This window comes from Acetobacter fabarum, assembly GCF_011516925.1.
GTDB lineage: Bacteria > Pseudomonadota > Alphaproteobacteria > Acetobacterales > Acetobacteraceae > Acetobacter > Acetobacter fabarum.
This window is the reverse complement of the sequence record NZ_WOTG01000007.1, coordinates 96,957-116,064: the sequence shown is the minus strand read 5'-3', so window position 1 is coordinate 116,064 and position 19,108 is coordinate 96,957. Positions and strand designations below refer to the sequence as shown.

15 protein-coding genes are annotated in these 19,108 nt (G+C 52.7%); 6 read left to right on the top strand and 9 right to left on the bottom strand.

All coding sequences use genetic code 11. The features are described 5' to 3' along the window. The first annotated feature begins 132 nt into the window (after positions 1 to 132). A complete protein-coding gene (locus GOB83_RS09825; protein ID WP_165925921.1) occupies positions 133 to 822 on the top strand; it encodes a Crp/Fnr family transcriptional regulator in 690 nt (229 codons plus the stop codon). Between the two features lie 348 nt (positions 823 to 1,170). Further along, the gene (locus tag GOB83_RS09820; RefSeq protein ID WP_264802388.1) at positions 1,171 to 3,036 is read left to right on the top strand and encodes a hypothetical protein; all 1,866 of its coding nucleotides are present in this window, start codon (positions 1,171 to 1,173) and stop codon (positions 3,034 to 3,036) included. Positions 3,037 to 3,126: 90 nt separating this feature from the next. Here GOB83_RS09820 and GOB83_RS09815 read toward each other — a convergent pair whose 3' ends face one another. From GOB83_RS09815 to GOB83_RS09805, 3 genes are all read right to left on the bottom strand, one after another. Next, entirely contained in the window at positions 3,127 to 4,419 is a 1,293-nt protein-coding gene (locus tag GOB83_RS09815; protein WP_165925920.1) for an NAD(P)/FAD-dependent oxidoreductase, read from the bottom strand. A 189-nt stretch (positions 4,420 to 4,608) separates the two neighbouring features. Further along, positions 4,609 to 6,000 (bottom strand): NAD-dependent succinate-semialdehyde dehydrogenase, encoded by a 1,392-nt coding sequence (locus tag GOB83_RS09810; RefSeq protein WP_165925919.1) that lies wholly within the window; start codon positions 5,998 to 6,000, stop codon positions 4,609 to 4,611. Positions 6,001 to 6,396: 396 nt separating this feature from the next. After that, positions 6,397 to 6,990: a TetR/AcrR family transcriptional regulator gene (locus GOB83_RS09805; RefSeq protein WP_095350193.1), complete on the bottom strand. Its 594-nt coding sequence runs from the start codon at positions 6,988 to 6,990 to the stop codon at positions 6,397 to 6,399. A 204-nt stretch (positions 6,991 to 7,194) separates the two neighbouring features. Between GOB83_RS09805 and GOB83_RS09800 the strand changes: the two genes are divergently transcribed. Beyond that, positions 7,195 to 8,394, top strand: coding sequence for an MFS transporter (locus tag GOB83_RS09800; protein ID WP_165925932.1), 1,200 nt, complete (start codon positions 7,195 to 7,197; stop codon positions 8,392 to 8,394). A gap of 73 nt (positions 8,395 to 8,467) precedes the next feature. Here the strand turns inward: GOB83_RS09800 and GOB83_RS09795 are convergent, their stop codons facing one another. Continuing rightward, a complete protein-coding gene (locus GOB83_RS09795) occupies positions 8,468 to 8,674 on the bottom strand; it encodes a cold-shock protein (RefSeq protein WP_086645119.1) in 207 nt (68 codons plus the stop codon). Positions 8,675 to 9,075: 401 nt separating this feature from the next. Between GOB83_RS09795 and GOB83_RS09790 the strand changes: the two genes are divergently transcribed. Further along, positions 9,076 to 9,813, top strand: a complete 738-nt coding sequence (locus GOB83_RS09790) for a hypothetical protein (RefSeq protein WP_165925918.1) — start codon at positions 9,076 to 9,078, stop codon at positions 9,811 to 9,813. Between the two features lie 19 nt (positions 9,814 to 9,832). Here the strand turns inward: GOB83_RS09790 and GOB83_RS09785 are convergent, their stop codons facing one another. From GOB83_RS09785 to GOB83_RS09765, 5 genes are all read right to left on the bottom strand, one after another. Further along, positions 9,833 to 10,774, bottom strand: a complete 942-nt coding sequence (locus GOB83_RS09785) for a DMT family transporter (RefSeq protein WP_242005813.1) — start codon at positions 10,772 to 10,774, stop codon at positions 9,833 to 9,835. A 199-nt stretch (positions 10,775 to 10,973) separates the two neighbouring features. After that, positions 10,974 to 12,938 carry a diguanylate cyclase domain-containing protein gene (locus GOB83_RS09780; protein ID WP_165925917.1) on the bottom strand — a complete coding sequence of 655 codons (1,965 nt, stop codon included), beginning with the start codon at positions 12,936 to 12,938 and terminating at the stop codon, positions 10,974 to 10,976. Between the two features lie 108 nt (positions 12,939 to 13,046). Next, the gene (locus GOB83_RS09775; protein WP_165925916.1) at positions 13,047 to 13,775 is read right to left on the bottom strand and encodes a hypothetical protein; all 729 of its coding nucleotides are present in this window, start codon (positions 13,773 to 13,775) and stop codon (positions 13,047 to 13,049) included. Between the two features lie 232 nt (positions 13,776 to 14,007). Further along, complete coding sequence (gene tmpT / locus GOB83_RS09770; protein ID WP_165925915.1) at positions 14,008 to 14,679, bottom strand: thiopurine S-methyltransferase; 672 nt, start codon at positions 14,677 to 14,679, stop codon at positions 14,008 to 14,010. Between the two features lie 34 nt (positions 14,680 to 14,713). Next, the gene (locus tag GOB83_RS09765; RefSeq protein WP_165925914.1) at positions 14,714 to 15,040 is read right to left on the bottom strand and encodes a YnfA family protein; all 327 of its coding nucleotides are present in this window, start codon (positions 15,038 to 15,040) and stop codon (positions 14,714 to 14,716) included. Positions 15,041 to 15,780: 740 nt separating this feature from the next. Here GOB83_RS09765 and GOB83_RS09760 point away from each other — a divergent pair. Then, positions 15,781 to 17,985, top strand: a complete 2,205-nt coding sequence (locus tag GOB83_RS09760) for a sensor domain-containing protein (protein WP_165925913.1) — start codon at positions 15,781 to 15,783, stop codon at positions 17,983 to 17,985. A gap of 125 nt (positions 17,986 to 18,110) precedes the next feature. Continuing rightward, positions 18,111 to 19,028: an NUDIX hydrolase gene (locus tag GOB83_RS09755; protein ID WP_165925912.1), complete on the top strand. Its 918-nt coding sequence runs from the start codon at positions 18,111 to 18,113 to the stop codon at positions 19,026 to 19,028. The last annotated feature ends 80 nt before the right edge of the window (positions 19,029 to 19,108 follow it).

The window sequence follows — 19,108 nt, the reverse complement described above, 5'->3', positions numbered from 1 at the left end:
CGTTTCGTTTATTTAGGACCCAACAGCAACCTCGTCATCATGACAGCAAGGGTTTACCGGCATGGCGGTCACACATCATGAACCAGACCACCTGCCCGCTTCCGCGCTGCCGCTTGGGTGGTAACCAGCACCGTGCCTTACTCTCGACCGCTGCATAATCTGGAGTATTCCGGGGAGCATGCCCCAAGCACTCCACCCAGTCTTGTGGAAGAAGCATGCTCGGCTCTGGAGCGCATTGGCTGCGACCTGAAAAAACCCGCAAAAAGCATTGTGTTCCGGCAAGGTGAAAGTGCCGATTTTATCTATTTTATACAATCCGGGGCACTCAGGCTGGATTACCAGCTTGAAGATGGCCGCAATCTGGTGCTTGATTTTTTATGGCCCGGCAGGGTTTTGGGCATTGTAGAAAACGATGTTTACGCTTGGTCTGCCATTGCGCTGGTGGACGTACACCTCAAGCGCCTGCGCCGGAGTGCCGTGCAAACCCTTGCCCAGAACTATCCGGGCATAACGGATTTACTGCTCAAGCAGAAAACAGCCTCCCTTATGGCGGCCAAAAACCATATTATTCTGATGTCCCACCCAACAGCGACCAGCAAACTGATCGGTTTTCTGCTCGATTACAGCAAACAGCCTGAATACTTCAACCAAGCAACGCAGGTGTTAACGCTGGTTATGAGCCGTAAGGATATTGCCGACTATCTGGGCATGACGTTTGAGACAACCAGCAGAATTTTCAAATATCTGGAAACCAAGAATTACATCAAAAAACTCAACCACCGGCAGATACAACTCAACACCCGCATGCTGCTGGACCCATAACCTGTTCGGCCAAACCCACCTGCGCGGCATAATCCAGATCAACCCATCATCTTTTTCTGGTCATAGCTTTGGAAGACCTTATTTTACACTGCTGCGCAGATCATAAACACGCCTGCCTCTTCAGAATTTTTTATATTCTACGCTCCTTTTCCTCCTATGGTTTACTGAAAAACCATTGTGTCAGTCTGGCACTTCCGGCCGTTTGGGCAGCCTGAATTCGCCCTGTATGGATGGGTCGCCAAATTGGCATATCTAGACTGGAGCAATACCCGTTAAATCACTGCTTCGTTACCGGTAAGGCGTTGAAAGGATAATCGTCTCCAGCCGGCCACACGAGGATCGGTCAGGGTGAAAAAACAGTCTTTTCTACATCTCTACACGCAGGATCTCTGGTATTTCGGGCTATCATGCGTTCTGGGCTGCATGGTGAGCTTCCCCCGCGCAGCTCTGGCGGATAATAGTGCCGAAATTGCACAATTGCGCAGCATGGTTCTGCAACTTCAAGCACAGGTTAAAGACCTGCAGAAAAACCAGCGGACACCCCGTAGCCCCCTCCGCCACCAGCCCCGTGCGGAACAGAACCCCACCCGCCACTATGCCTCTGGTCAACAGGCTTCTGGCACAGCGGACACACGTCTGGCACGCTCACCCTCCATGCCAAGCCAGCAGACGGAAGAACTGGCCGGGCCAATCCGGATCAACAACCAGCCAGTCGAACCATTTTCTGCCGACCCTGCCCCCACAGCCATGGCGCAGGACACGCCAAGCGTTAAAAACATCAACCTGTCTTCTTCCAGCCCTACCGCGCTCACCCAGACAGAAGTGGACAGCCTACCCCCTATTTTTAAAATTGGCTCAGTCTCAGTCAAACTGGGTGGTTTTGTGGATATGTCCAATATCTACCGAGACAAAAACCTGACCGCAGGCCCCGCAACCCCTTGGGGTGCCTTCCCTTACTCCGGAAACCCCAATGCCCATGCCTCCGAATACCGCCCGACCGCCCAGCTCAGCCGCTTCAGCCTGCTGATTGAGGGCAGACCCGCCCGGGGGGTTACCGTTGAAGCTTACGTGGAAAGCGATTTTGGCGGTTCTGGCAGCAATTCCAATGCCGTGCAGACCAACAGCTACGTGCCCAGAATGCGACAGGCCTATCTGGCGGCAGACGACCGGGATCTGGGCCTGCACTTTCTGGCCGGTCAGGCATGGAGCCTGACCACGGGCTACACCAGCACCCTGCTGCGCAGGCACGAACAACTCCCCCCTGTTGTGGATAGCAACCTTATTCCCGGCGTAACCTTTACCCGTGTGCCTCAGGTGCGCTTTATCAAGGACTTCCACCGCAAGTGGTGGCTTGGCCTGTCAGTTGAAACCCCGCAGGCTACCCTTGGGTTTGATGATTCCACGCTGGATTCCGGCGGCAACATTCCACCCGCCATGGGGCAAACGTCTGGCCCGCATGTAATCTATAACAGCACGGGTACAGGCATGCTGGACCCCGAAGCCCATTACAGCCTTGATGCCGCGCCGGATATTGTTCTCAAGACTGCGGTGGACACTTCTGCCGGGCATTACGAACTATACGGCTTGGCGCGGTGGTTCCGCACTATTGTTGTCAATGGCGGGGCCAGTGGGGGGCTTGGTGGTCAGGCGCATTCCCGGGTTGCCTTTGGGGGCGGTGTTGGTGGCTCCATGGCTGTGCCGCTTCTGTCTGGTAAAATGCAGCTAGTGGGGGATGTGCTGGCAGGCAGAGGAATTGGCCGCTACGGCCCCAGCCAGTTACCCGACATGACCTTCCGCAGCACCGGCGCACCCGCCCCCTTGCACGAAATTATTGGCTCCCTTGGCCTGATCGGCCACCCGACGGACAACCTGCTCCTGTATTCCTATGGTGGTGTGGAAGCCGCCCACCGCACGGTTTATGAAGGAGCAGATGGCAACTATTATGGCTATGGCTCCCCCAATGCCAGACTTTCGGGCTGCTCCCTGATGATGGGGGTCTGCAATGCCCAGACCCAGTCCCTTATATCGTACACAATGGGTGGGTGGTGGCACCTGCTGGATGGGCATTACGGTAGTGTTATGGCGGGCCTGCAATATACCTATGTTCGCAAATTTGCTTTTCGGGGCGTGAATGATACCGGCACCACAACCCGCCCAACCGTAAACGGCAACACGGTTTTTGTAACCTTCCGGTATTACCCTTTCCAGAACTAGGCCAGAAGCAGGCCGGAGCCTGAAATACCTGAAGACAAAAACCGGAAAACACAGGGGCCTACAACTCCCCCTAATCCTGCTTGGCCGGGACTAATCCAGCCTTACAGGGGGGCGGATAAAGGTTTCAATCCTGTCCGCAAAAATGGAGGCCAGACCACGCAGTAATCCGTACAGTTCAACCTGATGTTTTCTGTAAAGCATGATATGGCCAATACGGGCAGAAAGCCCACGCATAAAGCCGCCCCCCAACACACGCCCACCCGGCAGGGCCGCCCAGCCATTATAATTGCCCAAGGCAACAATAGCCCCCTTGTTATGAAAAATGCAGCCAGGCACTTCTTGACCGTGTTCAATCCAGGCAGGCAGGTGCCGGGCAAGGTGAATGGCCTGCTGGCGGGCAACCTGCGCGGTTGCTGGCAAAGGGTCATCCACAATAAAGGAGCAGTCCCCCATTGCAAAAATCCGGTTATCATCCACTGAGCACAGGTTGGGTTTAACCTGTATCTGCCCCGCACGATTGAGCGATAGCCCCCCATAGGCACGCGTAACTTCCGGCGCTTTAACCCCAGCAGCCCAGACACGCAGCATGGCAGGCACATGCGTGCCATCCTTGAGGATAAAGCCGCTCTGATCCGCCCCCGCCACTCTGGCCGATGTGCGCACGGTTACCCCAATACGCTCCAGCTCCTGCTGCGCTGCCACCGAAACAGATTCGGGAAAAGCCGGGAGAATACGTGCACCGGACTGAAGCAGCGTAATACTGAGTTTGGGCGGCTCCTTACCAAAGGCATGCAGGCTGACCGGGTCCACGATTTCGAGCGATTTATGCAATTCCGCAGCCAGCTGGGTGCCCGTTGCACCGCCACCAACAATGGCAATATCCAGCTTGGATGTGCTGGCGAACGCCTTGAGCAGTTCCATGCGGAACTTCTCGTTAAAAGAATTGGCTTCGACCAGATTATCAATAAACAGGCAGTTTTCCTTAACTCCCGGTGTACCAAAATCGTTCGCGCAGCTCCCCACCGCCAGCACTACGGCATCATATGTCAGTGTCCGGCTTTCCAGCACCGGTGTGCCATCGGACGCATGAAAAGGGCTGAGAGTTAGCTGCCGTTTCTCCCGATCCAGAGAGACGACCTCACCGGGCCAGAACTCAAAATGGTTGCCGCTGGCCTGCGACATAAAACTGATCCGGTCATTTTCGTTCATGACCGTCCCTGCTGCAAAACAATGCAACATGGGCTTCCACACGTGGCAGAAGCTTTTATCCACCAGTGTAATGCGGGCCTTACCCTGCCTGCCCAGCGTTTTACCCAGACGCGTTGCAAGAGCCAGCCCGGCCACACCACCGCCAACAATAAGAATTTCAGACCTGGATGCCATCGGTTTTACCAACCTCTTTAAAAAACACGCAGAATGGAAGAGCAGCCAAAAGGGTTTCCCGCATGGGAAACACAGAAGAATTATTTTAGTCCGGGAGTTTCAGTCTGATACTTTTATAAAAAAGTATCTTATTCAGTCAGTACATTTTGCAAAACCCGGTGGAATATCACTTCCACCGGGCTGTGTTCATCAGAACGGTGCGTCAATATCAACAGTGTTGATCAGCTTGTGGTTAACAAACTCCTTGATCCCCAGACCGATCAACTCGCGGCCATAGCCGGAACGGGCAATACCCCCGAACGGAAGATCGGCCTTTGGTGCCAGCGGATGGTTGATAAACACCATGCCTGTGCGGATCCGGGCTGCAACACGTGCACCACGTGCCTCATCCCGCGTAAAGACAGACCCACCCAGACCATAGGGCGAATCATTGGCAATACGCACGGCGTCATCTTCATCTTTCGCACGGTAAAGCTGTGTCACCGGGCCAAAAAACTCCCAATGGCGGGCTTCGTTATTCTCATCCAGACCGGTCATGAGCAGCGGCTGGAAGAACGCGCCCTTACCCGGCACGGGAGCACCAATAACTTCTACCTTTGCGCCATGGCTCATGGCCCGCGTTACCTGATCGTGCAGGTCATCCTTGGCACTCTGGGAAGAAAGCGGAGCCAGTGTGGTGGCTGGGTCCATAGGGTCACCCGCCTTAAGCTCGGCAACACCTTTTTTGTACAGCTCCAGAAAGCGGTCATACACGGCATCAGCCACAATCAGGCGCTTGGCAGACACACACACCTGCCCTGCATTCCAATGGCGGCCCAGCACGGCCCATTTGGCAGCCTTTTCAACATCGGCATCATCCAGAACAATAAAGGCGTCTGCGCCACCCAGTTCCATGGTTGCCTTTTTAAGGGCTTTGCCAGCCGTACCTGCAATAATAACGCCAGCACCTTCGGACCCGGTCAGGGCCACGCCGCAAACGCGGGGGTCATTCAGGATCATGGCTGTATGCGGGCGCGCAGCATACAGGTTGCGGAACAGGCCTTTGGGCAGACCGGCTTCTTCCATCAGGCTCTGGCAGGCTGCTGCACACTGCGGCAGGTTGGAAGCATGCTTGAGCAGCACGGCATTACCAGCAGAAAGCTGGGGCGCAATAATGCGCACAACCTGATAGAAGGGGAAATTCCAAGGTTCAATTGCCAGCACAATACCCAGCGGTTCATGCACCAAAGTAGCCTTGCCTTCCGAAGGATCGGCAACCGGCAGGGATTCAGGCTGGAGCAGTTTTTCGGAAAATTTTGCGTAATATTCAAAAATTTCGGCTGAAAGAATCACTTCTTTTTTGGATTCTTCAAACAGCTTGCCCATTTCCAGCGTGCCAAGCAGGGCATATTTATCCACATCCCGGCGCAAAATGGCGGCGGCGGCCGTCATGACCCGTGCACGTTCTGCAAAGGATGTTTCGCGCCAGCTTTCATAAGCTGCGTGAGCCTGTGCCAGTGCGGTCTGCACTTCCGCATCCGTTGCATCGGGGAATGTGGCTAGAACTTCGCCCGTATAGGGGTTTGTTGACGCGTAGGCCATTTTTTCCTCACAAGTATTAAAAGTCGCCAAGGCAGAAGTGTGCACAATCTACCCCGCACCCGATGCGCGACCGCGCACAACATCGGGGCGATTAAAAATAGACCAGTCTATTTAATTGTTGGCGCATGAGAAGCAGCCGGATGCTGCCCGCTCTTGCGCCCACAACCTGGAACAACAGTGCACGACCATAACTCCACACAAACAGCACCCCGCCAAAACCGTGGCTTGCTGGTTTGTGCTACTCATCTTGTCTATATATGTATGGATATAGCTGCGGTCAACGACGAAAATAGACCGATCGGCTCATATCCGCCCTGCACGTTACGCACATGCTTGTAACAAAAGCATTTTAAAAAAGACCAAACCGGGTCGGTTTGAGCTACACACCCCGCCGGATCAGGGCAGAAGGAGCCGCTGGGACGCCTGCCATGTTTTTTCAAACGGCTGGGAGCGGTGCGTAATCTTGACCATTAAGGTCGCGCCAAGCCAGAGCTGGTATAAAGCTCCCGCCAGTGCCTGAGCCTCCATACCGCGCTGGACCGAGCCTTCCTGTTGCCCTTCCGCAATGGTGCGGGCAATGCGGTCTATGGCTTTGGCTGTGCCGGTATCCAGAATTCTGCGCATGCGTTCGGACAGGTCAGATACTTCGGCTGCCAGCTTAACAATCAGGCATTTATCGCCTGTTTTCCCATCCACATGCGTTTCCTGCCAGAAGCGAAAATACGCAAACAGCTGGTCCGCTGCATTACCAACATCGGGTGAGAACAGAGTGTCCATTTTTTGCAGATAATCATCCATGTAAATCCGCAAAAGTTCTTCGCCAAAAGCCTCCTTCGAATCAAAATAATGGTAAAATGATCCTTTGGGGATACTTGCAACTTCCAGTATCTGGGAAATGCCTACAGCAGAAAACCCACGCTCCCCAACAATAGACCGTGCGGCTTCTACAATACGCCTTCTGGCTGCATTATGCTTTTCTACAACACTCATGCGTATTTAATAGAGTATCTACAGTGCTCAGTCAATACAACTAGACCGATCGGTCTATAAAATCCCCTTTTACTCTGCCGAATTCTTTGCGCCATGCGGGCACCAAAGGGGCCTCTCCGGCTCCATGCCCCACATACTCATCACATTGCTGCTCATGCGCTTAACCTGCTGTGCAAAGCGTTCAAAATCTGTTCCAATTACGGCATGGCCACCGCACAAACATCTGCCGCATCCCCGATCAGGAAGGTTCTTTCCGTCGTTCTGTTCAATCTGCTTGTCTATATTGTTATAGGCATGCCCAATGCGGTCCTGACCATTTTTGTGCATACAACGCTGGGCTACAGCACAACGCTGGCCGGGCTAACCTTTGCCCTACAATATCTGGCCACCTTTGCGGCCCGCTCCTCCGCCGGACGGCTGGTGGACAGAATAGGCCCCAAACCCGTGGTTATTGGCGGGTTACTGACTTGCGTCTGCTCCGGCCTGCTCTTGGGGGGGGCGGGTCTGCTGCCATATGCCCCCTCTGCTTCCCTTGCCATTATATTGCTCAGCCGTCTTTTTCTGGGCTGGGCAGAAAGCTGGACAGCAACGGGTGTTATCATATGGAACATCCACCGCGTGGGGGCCGAGAACACAGCACTGGCCATATCATGGAACGGAATATGCTCTTACGGGGGCATTGCTCTGGGGGCACCGGTTGGTGCGGCACTTGCACTCCTGCCTGCACCGTATGGGGGGCTGGTTTCAGTTGGTGCCCTTTCTGCCGCATTACCACTCTTCGGGCTTGCTCTTATTGGCTTTTACCACGGAGCCCAGCCTCACCCATCAACTGAAACACCTATTGCTTTCAGCAAGGCATTGCATCTGGTTCTGTGGCACGGCTCGGCCCTTGCCGCAGGCTCTATCGGGTTTGCCGCCATCTCGTCTTTTCTGGCACTGTATTATGCAGCCCATCATTGGACTGGCGCGGCTACGGCACTTGCTGTTTTTGGCATCGTGTTTGTGTGTATCCGGTTTTTCTTTGCATCCCAGATCAAACGGCGCGGAGGCGTGTTTGTCGCCATTGTTTCCTTGCTGGTCGAAGCGATTGGACTGGTTGTTATTGGTGTTTTTCCGTCCCATACCAGTGCATTGCTGGGGGCAGCCCTAACAGGGGCAGGCTTTTCGCTTCTGTTCCCGGCATTAGGGGTTCTGGCGGTTAACAAGGCAGGCCCTCATAACCGTGGTGCCGCACTCAGCGCTTATTCCATCTTTCTGGACCTGGCCATTGCGTGTTCGGGCTTTACACTCGGGCCTATCATTGAACTTGCGGGCTACCCCGCCATGTTCCTGGCCAGTGCTACCTGCTGTCTGGTCGGAGCCATGATCAGCTATCTGTTAACACGTGCGCCAGACCACACCTGACCGGGCTTAACCCCAGACATAAAAAAAGCCGCCCCGAAAGGCGGCTTCAGACAGCATTTCTGCTGGTCTGGTCTTAAACTGCCTTGAGATTGACAGCAGACTTTTTGCCGTTACGGCCAGCTTCGATTTCGTAAGAAATCTGCTGCCCTTCGCTGAGCGAAGCCATACCTGCACGTTCGAGAGCAGTAATGTGAACGAACACGTCCTGCGCACCATCCTCAGGCTGGATAAAACCGAAACCCTTGGTCGAATTAAACCATTTTACGGTGCCTGTTGCCATAACTAGGCTCCTTTTTAACGTCGTGGTCGCGCACAGAACACGTGCGCAATCGTAACTTCTAACAGGACAAGGCTGGCACAACGCGCACCAACTCGCCTTATAAGAGCATCCACTCTATATTTTTCCCATACACCCAATACAAAGGCAAGTTATTATTTTTATAATGGACATAATTTTATTTTATAAGATCAAGAAATTTATGCATGACATTGAATTTGTTACACCTTATTAATTTACATATCATTCCGATTTATTTTTACACATCTCTTTTTTATAATCTTTTAAAGACTGTTCCTTTCCATAGCCCCCTCCCCAACATTGCCCCTGCATGCTGGGTGGAAACCACAGTTCGCGTTATGGAGCACTCTTTGGTCCATACAAAAACACCAAGGCCTGTCTGCATGCCCCACTCCTCCGCCCCACAAAACCAGACAACGGGTTCTGATGGTGTTGTCTGGAAAGATTTTCCTCAGGCGGCCCTTCTTAACCTTGTAACAACAGAAATCGTGCGCAATTTTGCACGCCCGTTACAAGATGATAACCGGCGCGTACATGCCCCTACGCTATTTGCGGCTTTAGGGAGTGTTTGTGGGTTTGCCGCCCAAACCAGCCTGCTGGCGCTCATACATTCTGGGCAACGGCCGGAGCAGGATATAATGGCCCATACACTGGCTGGGGGGCGGACCTTTCTGTTTGGTGAGCAGCTCAACCAACTGCTGATGCAAGGTGACGCCAGTGTGCATAACCCCGGCCTATGGCCCTGCCTGAGTGGGCCAGCACTCCAGAACGGCTGCTCCGCACAGGACTTACCGGACCTGAACGCCCAGTTTGCAAGCGTTGCCAGCCGTCTGGGCACAGCAGAAGAAGGCATGCCTGATGTTGAAGCCCACTTCCGCCCCCTGATTGCTACAGAAAACCTGCGCGAAGCCATGTGGGCATACGTGGAACCTATTTTTCAGCAGGACTACCCCGATCAACCCGGACCATATGGTCCGCTCCCCAAGCCGTTCTGGGGCTCCGCCATGACCGTTGCCACAGGCATGCTGTTCAACGCCATGTTCAAGGTCATGGACACACACATTGCCATGACCATTATCCTGCAATCCGCCATTTTTGGTTCAAAAATTATAGAAGCCTGAAACAGCGGCCCCAACCCGGTCAACTCACGAGTTGACCGGCCTTGTCTGCCTTACGGGCTTTACGGCGGGCAAGGCGTTCCTTCATGGCCATCCGCTCATAGCGGATTCTCTGACGCACCCAGTTCAGAATACCGGAAGACATCAGCACAATAATACCCACGAATGTCCAGCCATCCAGCGGCTGGCGGAATACGAGGTAGCTCAGGGCCACCCCCCACACCATCTGGCTGTACTGCGGCAGCGCAACACGGTTGGCAGGCGCTCTGGCTGTTGCCATCATCATCATCAACTGCCCCAGAGCCGCAAGAAAGCCATAACCAAACAGATAGACCCATGCTGTCATTGTGGCAGGCCATTGTGCATGCAGCCCCATAAGCAGCCCATTGCCAACCAGAGGACCAATCAGGCTTGAACCAAACAGGGACAGGCGCGTAGGTTCCTTATCCGCCAGACGATAGGCAATAACACTGCCAGCGTTGGCAAAAGCTGCGATCAGCGCACACAGATGCCCCCATTGCAGCGCCCGAAGCCCGGGGCGCAGAACAATAAGAACCCCGGCAAACCCCAGCACAACCGCCAACCATGCCCAGAATGACACTTTTTCCTTGAGCAGCAGCACGGACAGGATTGTCACAAACAGCGGCATAAGAAACATGAGCGAAAGGGCTTCGGGCATGGGGAGCAGCATAAACGCTTCCACACTGGCAGCCGTAGCAGCAAACACACACCCTGCACGCAGCAACCACATGCACCATTTTTGCGGCCTGACGATATCTAGGTAGGATTCACCGGACCTGCGGATAAAGGGCAGAATAAGAAAACCAAAAACCCCGCCAGAAAAAGCCACTTCAAATGGATCAAGCTGGCCAGCCAGCAATTTGGAAAATGCATCACTCACTGCAAAAGACGCATAAGCGCCAAAGGCCAGAGCCATGCCGGAAAAAAGAGTCTTTGTGTCCATTGAAGCCGCTATATCTGTGAGAAAAGTCCTGTATTCAGGACAATATTTGGTAGCAATAAGGGCCAGCTAGCACAAAGTAAAACGGTAATTTTTGCGCTGTATTTCTGGCATCAGGTTTTTCAATCAATCCCATGTTGCGCATAAGGCAAACTCAGGCCAACAGAAAACACCTCTTTTGCACCATGCGGAGCCCGCTACCTCAGGGTAGAGGAGCATCCGGTGCGTCACCTGCAAGATCCTTCACCAAAAACCACCATTTTTCACGCGTTTTTTTATTCTGTTTTGCGTGATACATGGCCTTATCGGCCCGTTTGAGCAAACTTTCGGCATTTTCACCATCCTGCGGGTACAATGCCACCCCCAGTGTCATACCAACAGTTGCGGTGTCCTCCACTGTAACCGGAAAAGGCTTTTCAACTGCTGTATGCAACGCGGCCAACACAACTTCCACCTGCTCAACCGCCTGCGTGGGTGTCAGTCCTTCAAACACCACAACAAACTCATCCCCACCCAACCGGGCAACAAAATCTGTCTGGCGTATCCGGGCTTGCAGGTTTTGCCCCAGTTGCTGCAAAAGCCTGTCCCCAGCTTCGTGCCCGTATGTATCATTCACCTGTTTAAAGCCGTCCAGATCAATCATGCCAATGGCAACACTGGTCGTCTGGCGCTGCGCACGGGCAAGAGCTTGCGGCAGATACTCCGTAAGCGCCAGACGGTTGGGCAGGCCGGTCAGCATATCATGGCGGGCGCGGGCAGCTTCCTGCTCCTGCAAGCATTCAATGCGCTGCTTCACGTCAAGCTTGTCCAGCGCATGGCCCAACAGGCTGGCAACCCGTTTGCACAATGCAATGCTTGGCGCATCAAAAACCTGCGCCTGAGGGGAAACAAAGGTCATGATCGCCCATATCTGGCCATCACGCCAAATGGGTGCACACAGCACCGCACGCCAGTTATTGGTGCGTATAAACTCAAAGCAGGGGCTATTGGCCTGCTCTGCAAGTTCATCGTTGCTATAAGCAAGCTCCCTGTCGCGCCATGCGCGCATAATCACCAACGGCTGGGACAGGGAGCAGGATTGATCCAGACAGTTGTTGATCTGCTCTATCCCTTCGGTACCCTCCCCGGCATGGGATAAAACCTCCAGATGCCCCACGTCGCTTACTCGACCAATCCAGACCGCATGGAACAGTGTATCCCGCACCAGATCCAGGCAGGCCCGGCGACACATCTCGCGTTCATCCGTGGCCAGCAACACGGCATCTGCCGCGTTCACCAGTGCATGGTACAAACGCCTTGCGACATCCCTGCTGGTCACATCCTCGAGCGTCCAGACAGAAATATCATTTTGCAGATCAGACAATTTTACGCCTGAGCAATCAGCAATCAGAATCTGCCCATCAGAGCGGGCAAGGCGCACGCCGGTTATCCGCACTGTACGCTTTTGCGCAAGCTGCTCATAAAACTCCGCAATACGCTCGAACTCGGCCTGGTCTGCGTACAGAATTTCGGTTGATTGACCAACAAGGGCATCAGGCTCCAACCCAAACATATGCGTGACATATGAGTTGGTCATCTGAACAACCCTGTTTTTTACAAGAAGAATCCCCACAAGGGAATTATCCAGCAAGGCGGTTTTCAACTGCTGGCTGTAAATCCTATCCAGACCCATGGAAATATTAATGCAGACTTCCTTGAGCAGGATCTGGAGCTGATCATCAAAAATATCTGCTTTTTCATGATAAACACTAAAAACAGCCCAGACCTTGCCATCCCTGTAAATCGGCAGAGCCGTATTGGAACGCAACCCCAGCTTGAGCGCGCGTTCTTTCCATGGCGCAAGGGCGGCGTTACTTGAGAAAGACGCATTAAAAATAGGTAGCCCCGTGCGCCAGACCTGACCAATAGTACCCCGCCCTTCCGGCAGGTCCCCCCGCGCGGAAATGGCAATATTATTCAGATACGCCCGCGCACCGCTTATTGCGAGCATCTGAAACCACTGCGCTTCATCCGGTCGGGCAATAAGGGCAATTCTAAAATGGGTATAGCGTATGGCCATATCGCAGATTTCCTGCAAAAGCCCCGCTTCATCATTTGCCTGACTGGCACATTGGCTGGCCTGCGCCATAAACATGTTAAAATCGGTCAGCCTGCGCAAATGCGCCATCTGCTCACGATCACGCCGACGGATTAAAAACTCCCCGACGAGCAATAATAGGACAAGCAGCAGTGCCTCCGCACTCCAGCGCGCGGGAGCCTGCTGGCTGTATGCGTGTCACACGCGCGAGGAAGATACCAGCGTCTGCACAACAAACGGGTAACCCGGCACAGGGGCCAGCGCGACCATTTCCGGCTTTACAGACAACAAAGGGTGAACCTGCACCTGCATATGCAGCAAATGGGTCAGGGACTGCCCGCTCCGGGTATCAATAACCGTAAAATCCCAGTTCCGGTAATCCGATGGCAGTTCCTGCTCATCCAGAAACCTGCTGAGCCGGTAAGGAGACCCTAAAAAATATCCTGCTTTCCCAACATCTTTTTCGCGCACCCGCATTGGCAGCACGACTGTTCCCAGACTTTCCGAATAATGCACAGGCCCCAGAAAGTGATGTGGCATTTTGGGAACGGGTAAAAAATCCCGCAATGGTTCATCCAGCGCTTTTTTCTGCTCCGAGCTGGACCATTGTATGCTCTCACCATCAGCCCCCAGAACACTAAAAGTCGAGTAAGCCGGGCGCGAAAGCAGATAGTGACGAAGCGACAGCTCAACCTGGGGAGAAAGAGGAGTGCCAAGCTTGTCATCCGCACCGCGCAGCGCGGCCAGCGCCATATCCAGCTCGGTAAAGCGGGTATCCAGCCGCTCCATAATCAGGTTGGCATAAGCCTGACTATCCCGGCGGGCAGCCTCGTTAATTCTGGAAATGGCATGCTGGTATTCATCAAACTCAACTGCTGTACCGCAGATTGCCACAACCAGAACCGGCAGTCCGTAGCTCACCATCATTTTTGCCGGCTTTTTTATGGCTCTGAAAACCTGAGAAGCCACGACAAAGAAGGATGGGAATGGACTCACGCGCATGACCATATGCTGGATTTTATAACAAGCTCACAAGCAATATATACGACGCTATGCCTGAGACTCTATGTTTTTTAAGTAATGGATACAAATATTTTACAGATTTTTTGCAAAAATCAGCACGCGGCCCAAATTCATAAAAAGTCAAACCAAATATGGATTAAATTTTCTGGCCACTCGCATGCGCTGCATCACGTCTTTGCAAAATCCAGACATGCTCAAACCCCGGTTCTTTTCCCTTTATGCCTCTGGGCACAGGCAGGCGCTCAATACTCTCGATATTATAAGTCTGCCCGTAATACCGCTCCACATCATGCGCCATAACGGCATAGGGCGGACCAGACAGGCGGGACTGATCATATTCAACACAAATCAAAAACTGTTCTGATTTACAGGAAATTTCCATAACATGCTGCGCATAACGCACGCGTATATCCTCAGGTAATGCCACCAGAGCAGCCCTATCGTAAACCGCATCAACCGGACCGAGTATGGCATGTGTCAGCACAAAAATATCTGCTACAAAAATTTTTATATCAGGACCTTCAAACACCATGATTTCTGGAGACAGAGAAAACACAGCGGGTTGAATCCCCAATTCAGCAAAAAGCTGTTCAACCGCCAGGCGGCTCAGTTCCACACCGACAACTTTGTACCCCTGTTCTAGAAGCCAGTGGATATCCAGTGTCTTCCCACATAACGGCACAAAAACCCGCCCCCCTGGAGACAAACCGAGCCTGGAAAAATACTGCACCAAAGCATGATGCGGACAAGGAGTATGAAACCCGATTTCGTTTTGACGCCATTTTGCAAGCCAGAACTCTGCGTTCATGAATACACATGCCTCCGCCAAAACAAATAATCGCTCACCGCGCGTGGGGTGCCAATAAAATAACAACCGTACCCAGCAGGCATAAACCCACACCCATAAAATCCCACGGGTCTGGTCGCGCTCCTTCTGCCAGCCACATCCAGAAAACCGCCACCAGAATGTAAATACCTCCATAGGCCGCGTAAGCACGCCCCGCCACGGATGTATCAATCAGGGTTAAAAGATACGCGAACAGAAGCAGGCAACAACACCCCGGCACAAGCCAGAGGGGCGTTTTTCCCAAACGCAACCACCCCCAGAAGGCAAAACACCCGCCGATTTCAGCTATTGCAGCAGCCAGAAAAATTAAGCCTGTCTTCATGCTCTCTTGTCGCAACCATCTATCTGATCCTTCACCGCTCCTTTAAAAGCGGGCCGGATAAAGGGTCATGCCTGCATATCACGCTTCAGAGCAAAAACCTGACATTAAAATTAAGCCATTTAAACCAGTCAGGCACCGTATGAAGCAATGCTTTACCTTGTTTGTTTTTCTCCACGATCTGCTAGCAAAACCCTGCTTTTCCGCCCCGGAGCAGGAGCGGGAAATTATCCTTTAAATAACTGTAAAATTAGATTTTTTTTACCTATTTTTAAAAAATATATGGACGCTCCACTGTTGTAACGCCAATGTGACAATGGTGGTATGAGAATCACGATAAGCTTCATGGTGGGGTTTTGCTGCGAAGCAATTCCCCCAGATCTTAAAACATTTTTGACGCCTTGCGATAACAATAAAAACATTACGTGTGTCATCACAAGGGAATATATACGACATGAGTTTGGTTATTTTTGACAAATTTATTGAATATAACGCACAAACACTAGAACTATATTTTATTTTTTCTGTTCTGTTTTATATAACATGCCATTTTCTGAAAAATAATTTTCCAATTTCTCATACTTTCAACAAAATTTATTTGACTTTGCAATCACCCATATATTCAATTTTCAAAAGACCTCACACACCAAACCATGCCTTGCGCAATGCGGTTCTTCCATCTGGCATGAATGTCATGAGGCAGATGTCCCTCTGGTTTAGCCTTCTGCTTAAAGATTGAGTCCATGCCAGAACTTGCAAACCCGCTCACGCTCTCAGGCTATACCAACACGTTTTACGCGGCCATTCTTGAACAGGCGACTGATGGCGTCATCATCATTGATGACCAGAACAGGATTGTTTTTTTCAATGCTGCGGCAGAGCATTTGTGGGGATGTTCGGCATCTGCGGTTCTGGGGAATAATGTTGACCTACTGATCCCTCTGGGGCACCGCCAGCACCATAATGACTATATTGAACACCATCGCAAGACGGGGATTCACCGCCTTGTCAACACCTCGCGCGAAGTTACGTTTGTTCGCAGCAATGGGGATTATGTTGCCGCAGAGCTCTCGTTATCTACTGCTCTGATCGGGAAAGATAACAAACGCTATTACATGGCCTTTATTAAAGGTGTGACCGAAGAAGTCCACCGCCGCAAGCTACTGGAACTGCAAAGCGAGGTTTTTGCCGCACTCGCAGACTACACAACCATACACGATGTTGCAGACATGCTGTGCAGCAAGGTGGAAGAACTTGTTCCCAACAGCATAGCCACACTCCTGCACATTACCCCACAGGGGGGACTTTCCATTCTTTCGGGGAAAAGCCTGCCCAGCAGCAAGGTCAACAAGCTGGACAATCTGGCTTTAAGCGCTTCGGATATCCAGACCTTGCGCACAAACCCACACCATGCCTGCGCCCTGATCTGGACCCCAAAACAGGGTCAGAGCCAGCTCAACGATCTGCATGACTGCTGGGCATCGGCCATCTGCAACGGTGCGGGAGAACTGATCGGTATTTTTGCACTTTTCTCACGCAACAAGGAAAAAATCACTGACTGGCCGCAAAAAATTGTCACAGGGTGCATTCCGTCCTGCGCATCCATTATAGAACATGAAAAAACACTCTATAAAATCAATAATTTTAATAATATTGATTCCCTAACTGGACTTCTGAACAGAACAGCCCTGTCCACCCGCCTGAGGCAGATGCTGGCACAGACCGGGCAGGCACCCTTTGCTATTCTGATGCTTGACGTTGATCTTTTGCAGGATGTCAACAATGTCATGGGGTACAATAGTGGGGACATCCTGCTCCAGACCATTGCCCGACGCATTGCCGCTTTTTGCCGCGGGCAAAATCTGGTTGCCCGTTTGGGAGGGGATGATTTTGTGGTTGTCATGCCTGATGCAGACCGCAACAAAGCCTGCAAACTGGCCCATGACCTGAACTGCATATCCCGCGAACCCATAGAGGTTAAGGGCCGTGATCTGGTTGCCTCCCTGAGCATAGGGATCAGCCTTTACCCCGATGATGGCACGGAAATAGAGGAAATACTGGGTGCTTCCGAAATTGCCATGCGGCAGACCAAAAAGCAGGCCCGTGGCGGGTTCCGTTTTTTTGGCAAAGGCGGCAACAGCAATATGCGCGAACGCCTGATTATTGGCTCTGCCCTGCGCGAAGCATTGCAGAAAATGCAGCTTCATCTGGTCTATCAGCCCCAGATTTGCGCATTAACGGGCACCCTGTGCGGCGTTGAGGCACTCAGCCGCTGGCAGCACCCCACACTTGGCTTTATTCCCCCCTCCACCTTTATTCCCATTGCCGAAGAAACCGGGCAGATCGAAGCCATAGGTTTATGGTCGCTGGATAAATCCTGCCAGCAGGTCATAGAATGGGAGCAGAACAATGTTTACGTTCCCATTGTCAGCGTAAACATGTCTGCCGTTCATTTTTGCAGCATGGACCTGCCAGACCAGATCCTATCCGTATTGCAGAAATACAATCTGGCCCCGCATCGCCTGACCATAGAAATTACCGAAAGTGTGGCCATGCGGCAGGACCCCGAAACAGCCGCCAACCTGACTGCCATCCGCAATATTGGTGTTGGCCTGTCCATGGATGATTTTGGTACGGGCTTTTCGTCCCTGTCGCGGCTTGCACAACTCCCGCTAACAGAGATCAAAATCGACCGTAGTTTTATTGAGAATTTTGAAAACAACATCAGTTCTCTTGTTGTTGCAGAAGCTGCAATCAACATTGGCAAACGCCTTGGTATCAAGGTCGTTACCGAAGGTGTTGAGCACGAAGCGCAGGAAACCAAGTTGCAACAACTGGGTTGCGATATTCTGCAGGGCTATTTTTACAGCAAACCCCTCCCCGCAAAGGACATGCCTCTTTGGCTGGACACATTTCCCGCCAGACGGGCCATCTCCCCCTTGGCCTGAGCGTGCCTGTTCTTTTATAACTCTTTTACCACGCAGGCATGGTGCGCTTCTTCTCACGCACGGCGCCATGCGCACTCATTTTATGACACTTGCCAGACACCACACGTTCAGACACTTTGCCAGCCATGATCAGTCCTTTGGCCACCCCCATACCCCAAAACGCACAGCCAGTATTGTGTGAGACCGAGCTGGTGGCTGTTCTGGTCAGTATCAGCAACAATACGCCACACATTCTAACGCTGGAGCATGGCCGCTCCTTTCCGTCCGGCCCGCTTATGGTGGAGCATCGCTCCTTGCAAAAAGGGATGCGCAACTGGGTGGAACACCAGACCGGCCTCAAGCTTGGTCATACAGAGCAGCTTTATACCTTTGCCGACCCCCTGCATGGGCAGGGCCACCAGATGGTGCAGATTTCCTACATGGCGTTCATCCGCCAGAACTGCGACCACAGTCTGGCCGAGCGTTCCATTTATGACTACTTCCCATGGGAAGACCGGCGGGATGTGACAACCTGCCCATTGCTGCATACCATTGCCTCGCGCCTCAAACAGTGGGCGGCCAGTAACACGCAGCGCTGGCAAAGATGCACCACTGTTTTTGGCCTTGAGGACCACGCCTGGAACGATGAACTCAGCCTCCAGCGTTATGAACTGCTATGGGAGGCCGGGCTTGTGCCCGAATCCTCGTGGCAGAATGGCGCGCACCTGCCGGGCCTGAGCATGCACCGCGACTACCGGCGCATTCTGGCCACAGCACTTTCACGCATGCGGGCAAAAATACGCTACACACCGGCAGTGTTCGACCTACTGCCCCGGCAGTTTACCCTGTTGCAGCTTCAACAGGCCATGGAGGCTCTGGCGGGGCGCGCCATGCACAAACAGAACTTCCGGCGGCTTGTGCAGCAGCAAAAACTGGTCAGCCGCACCGCGGAATACGATTCCCCCCCACAGGGCCGGCCAGCACAACTGTATCAATTCGCACCCGAAACAGCCGAACACTGCTATCTGGCAGGGGCCAAACTTCCTTTACCTGCCATCTCCTGAAAAAGTGTTTGGTTCGGCCCTTGCAATTCCTGAATGCTATATATACTCAATAAGAGCATATATAGCACGGGAAACGGAAC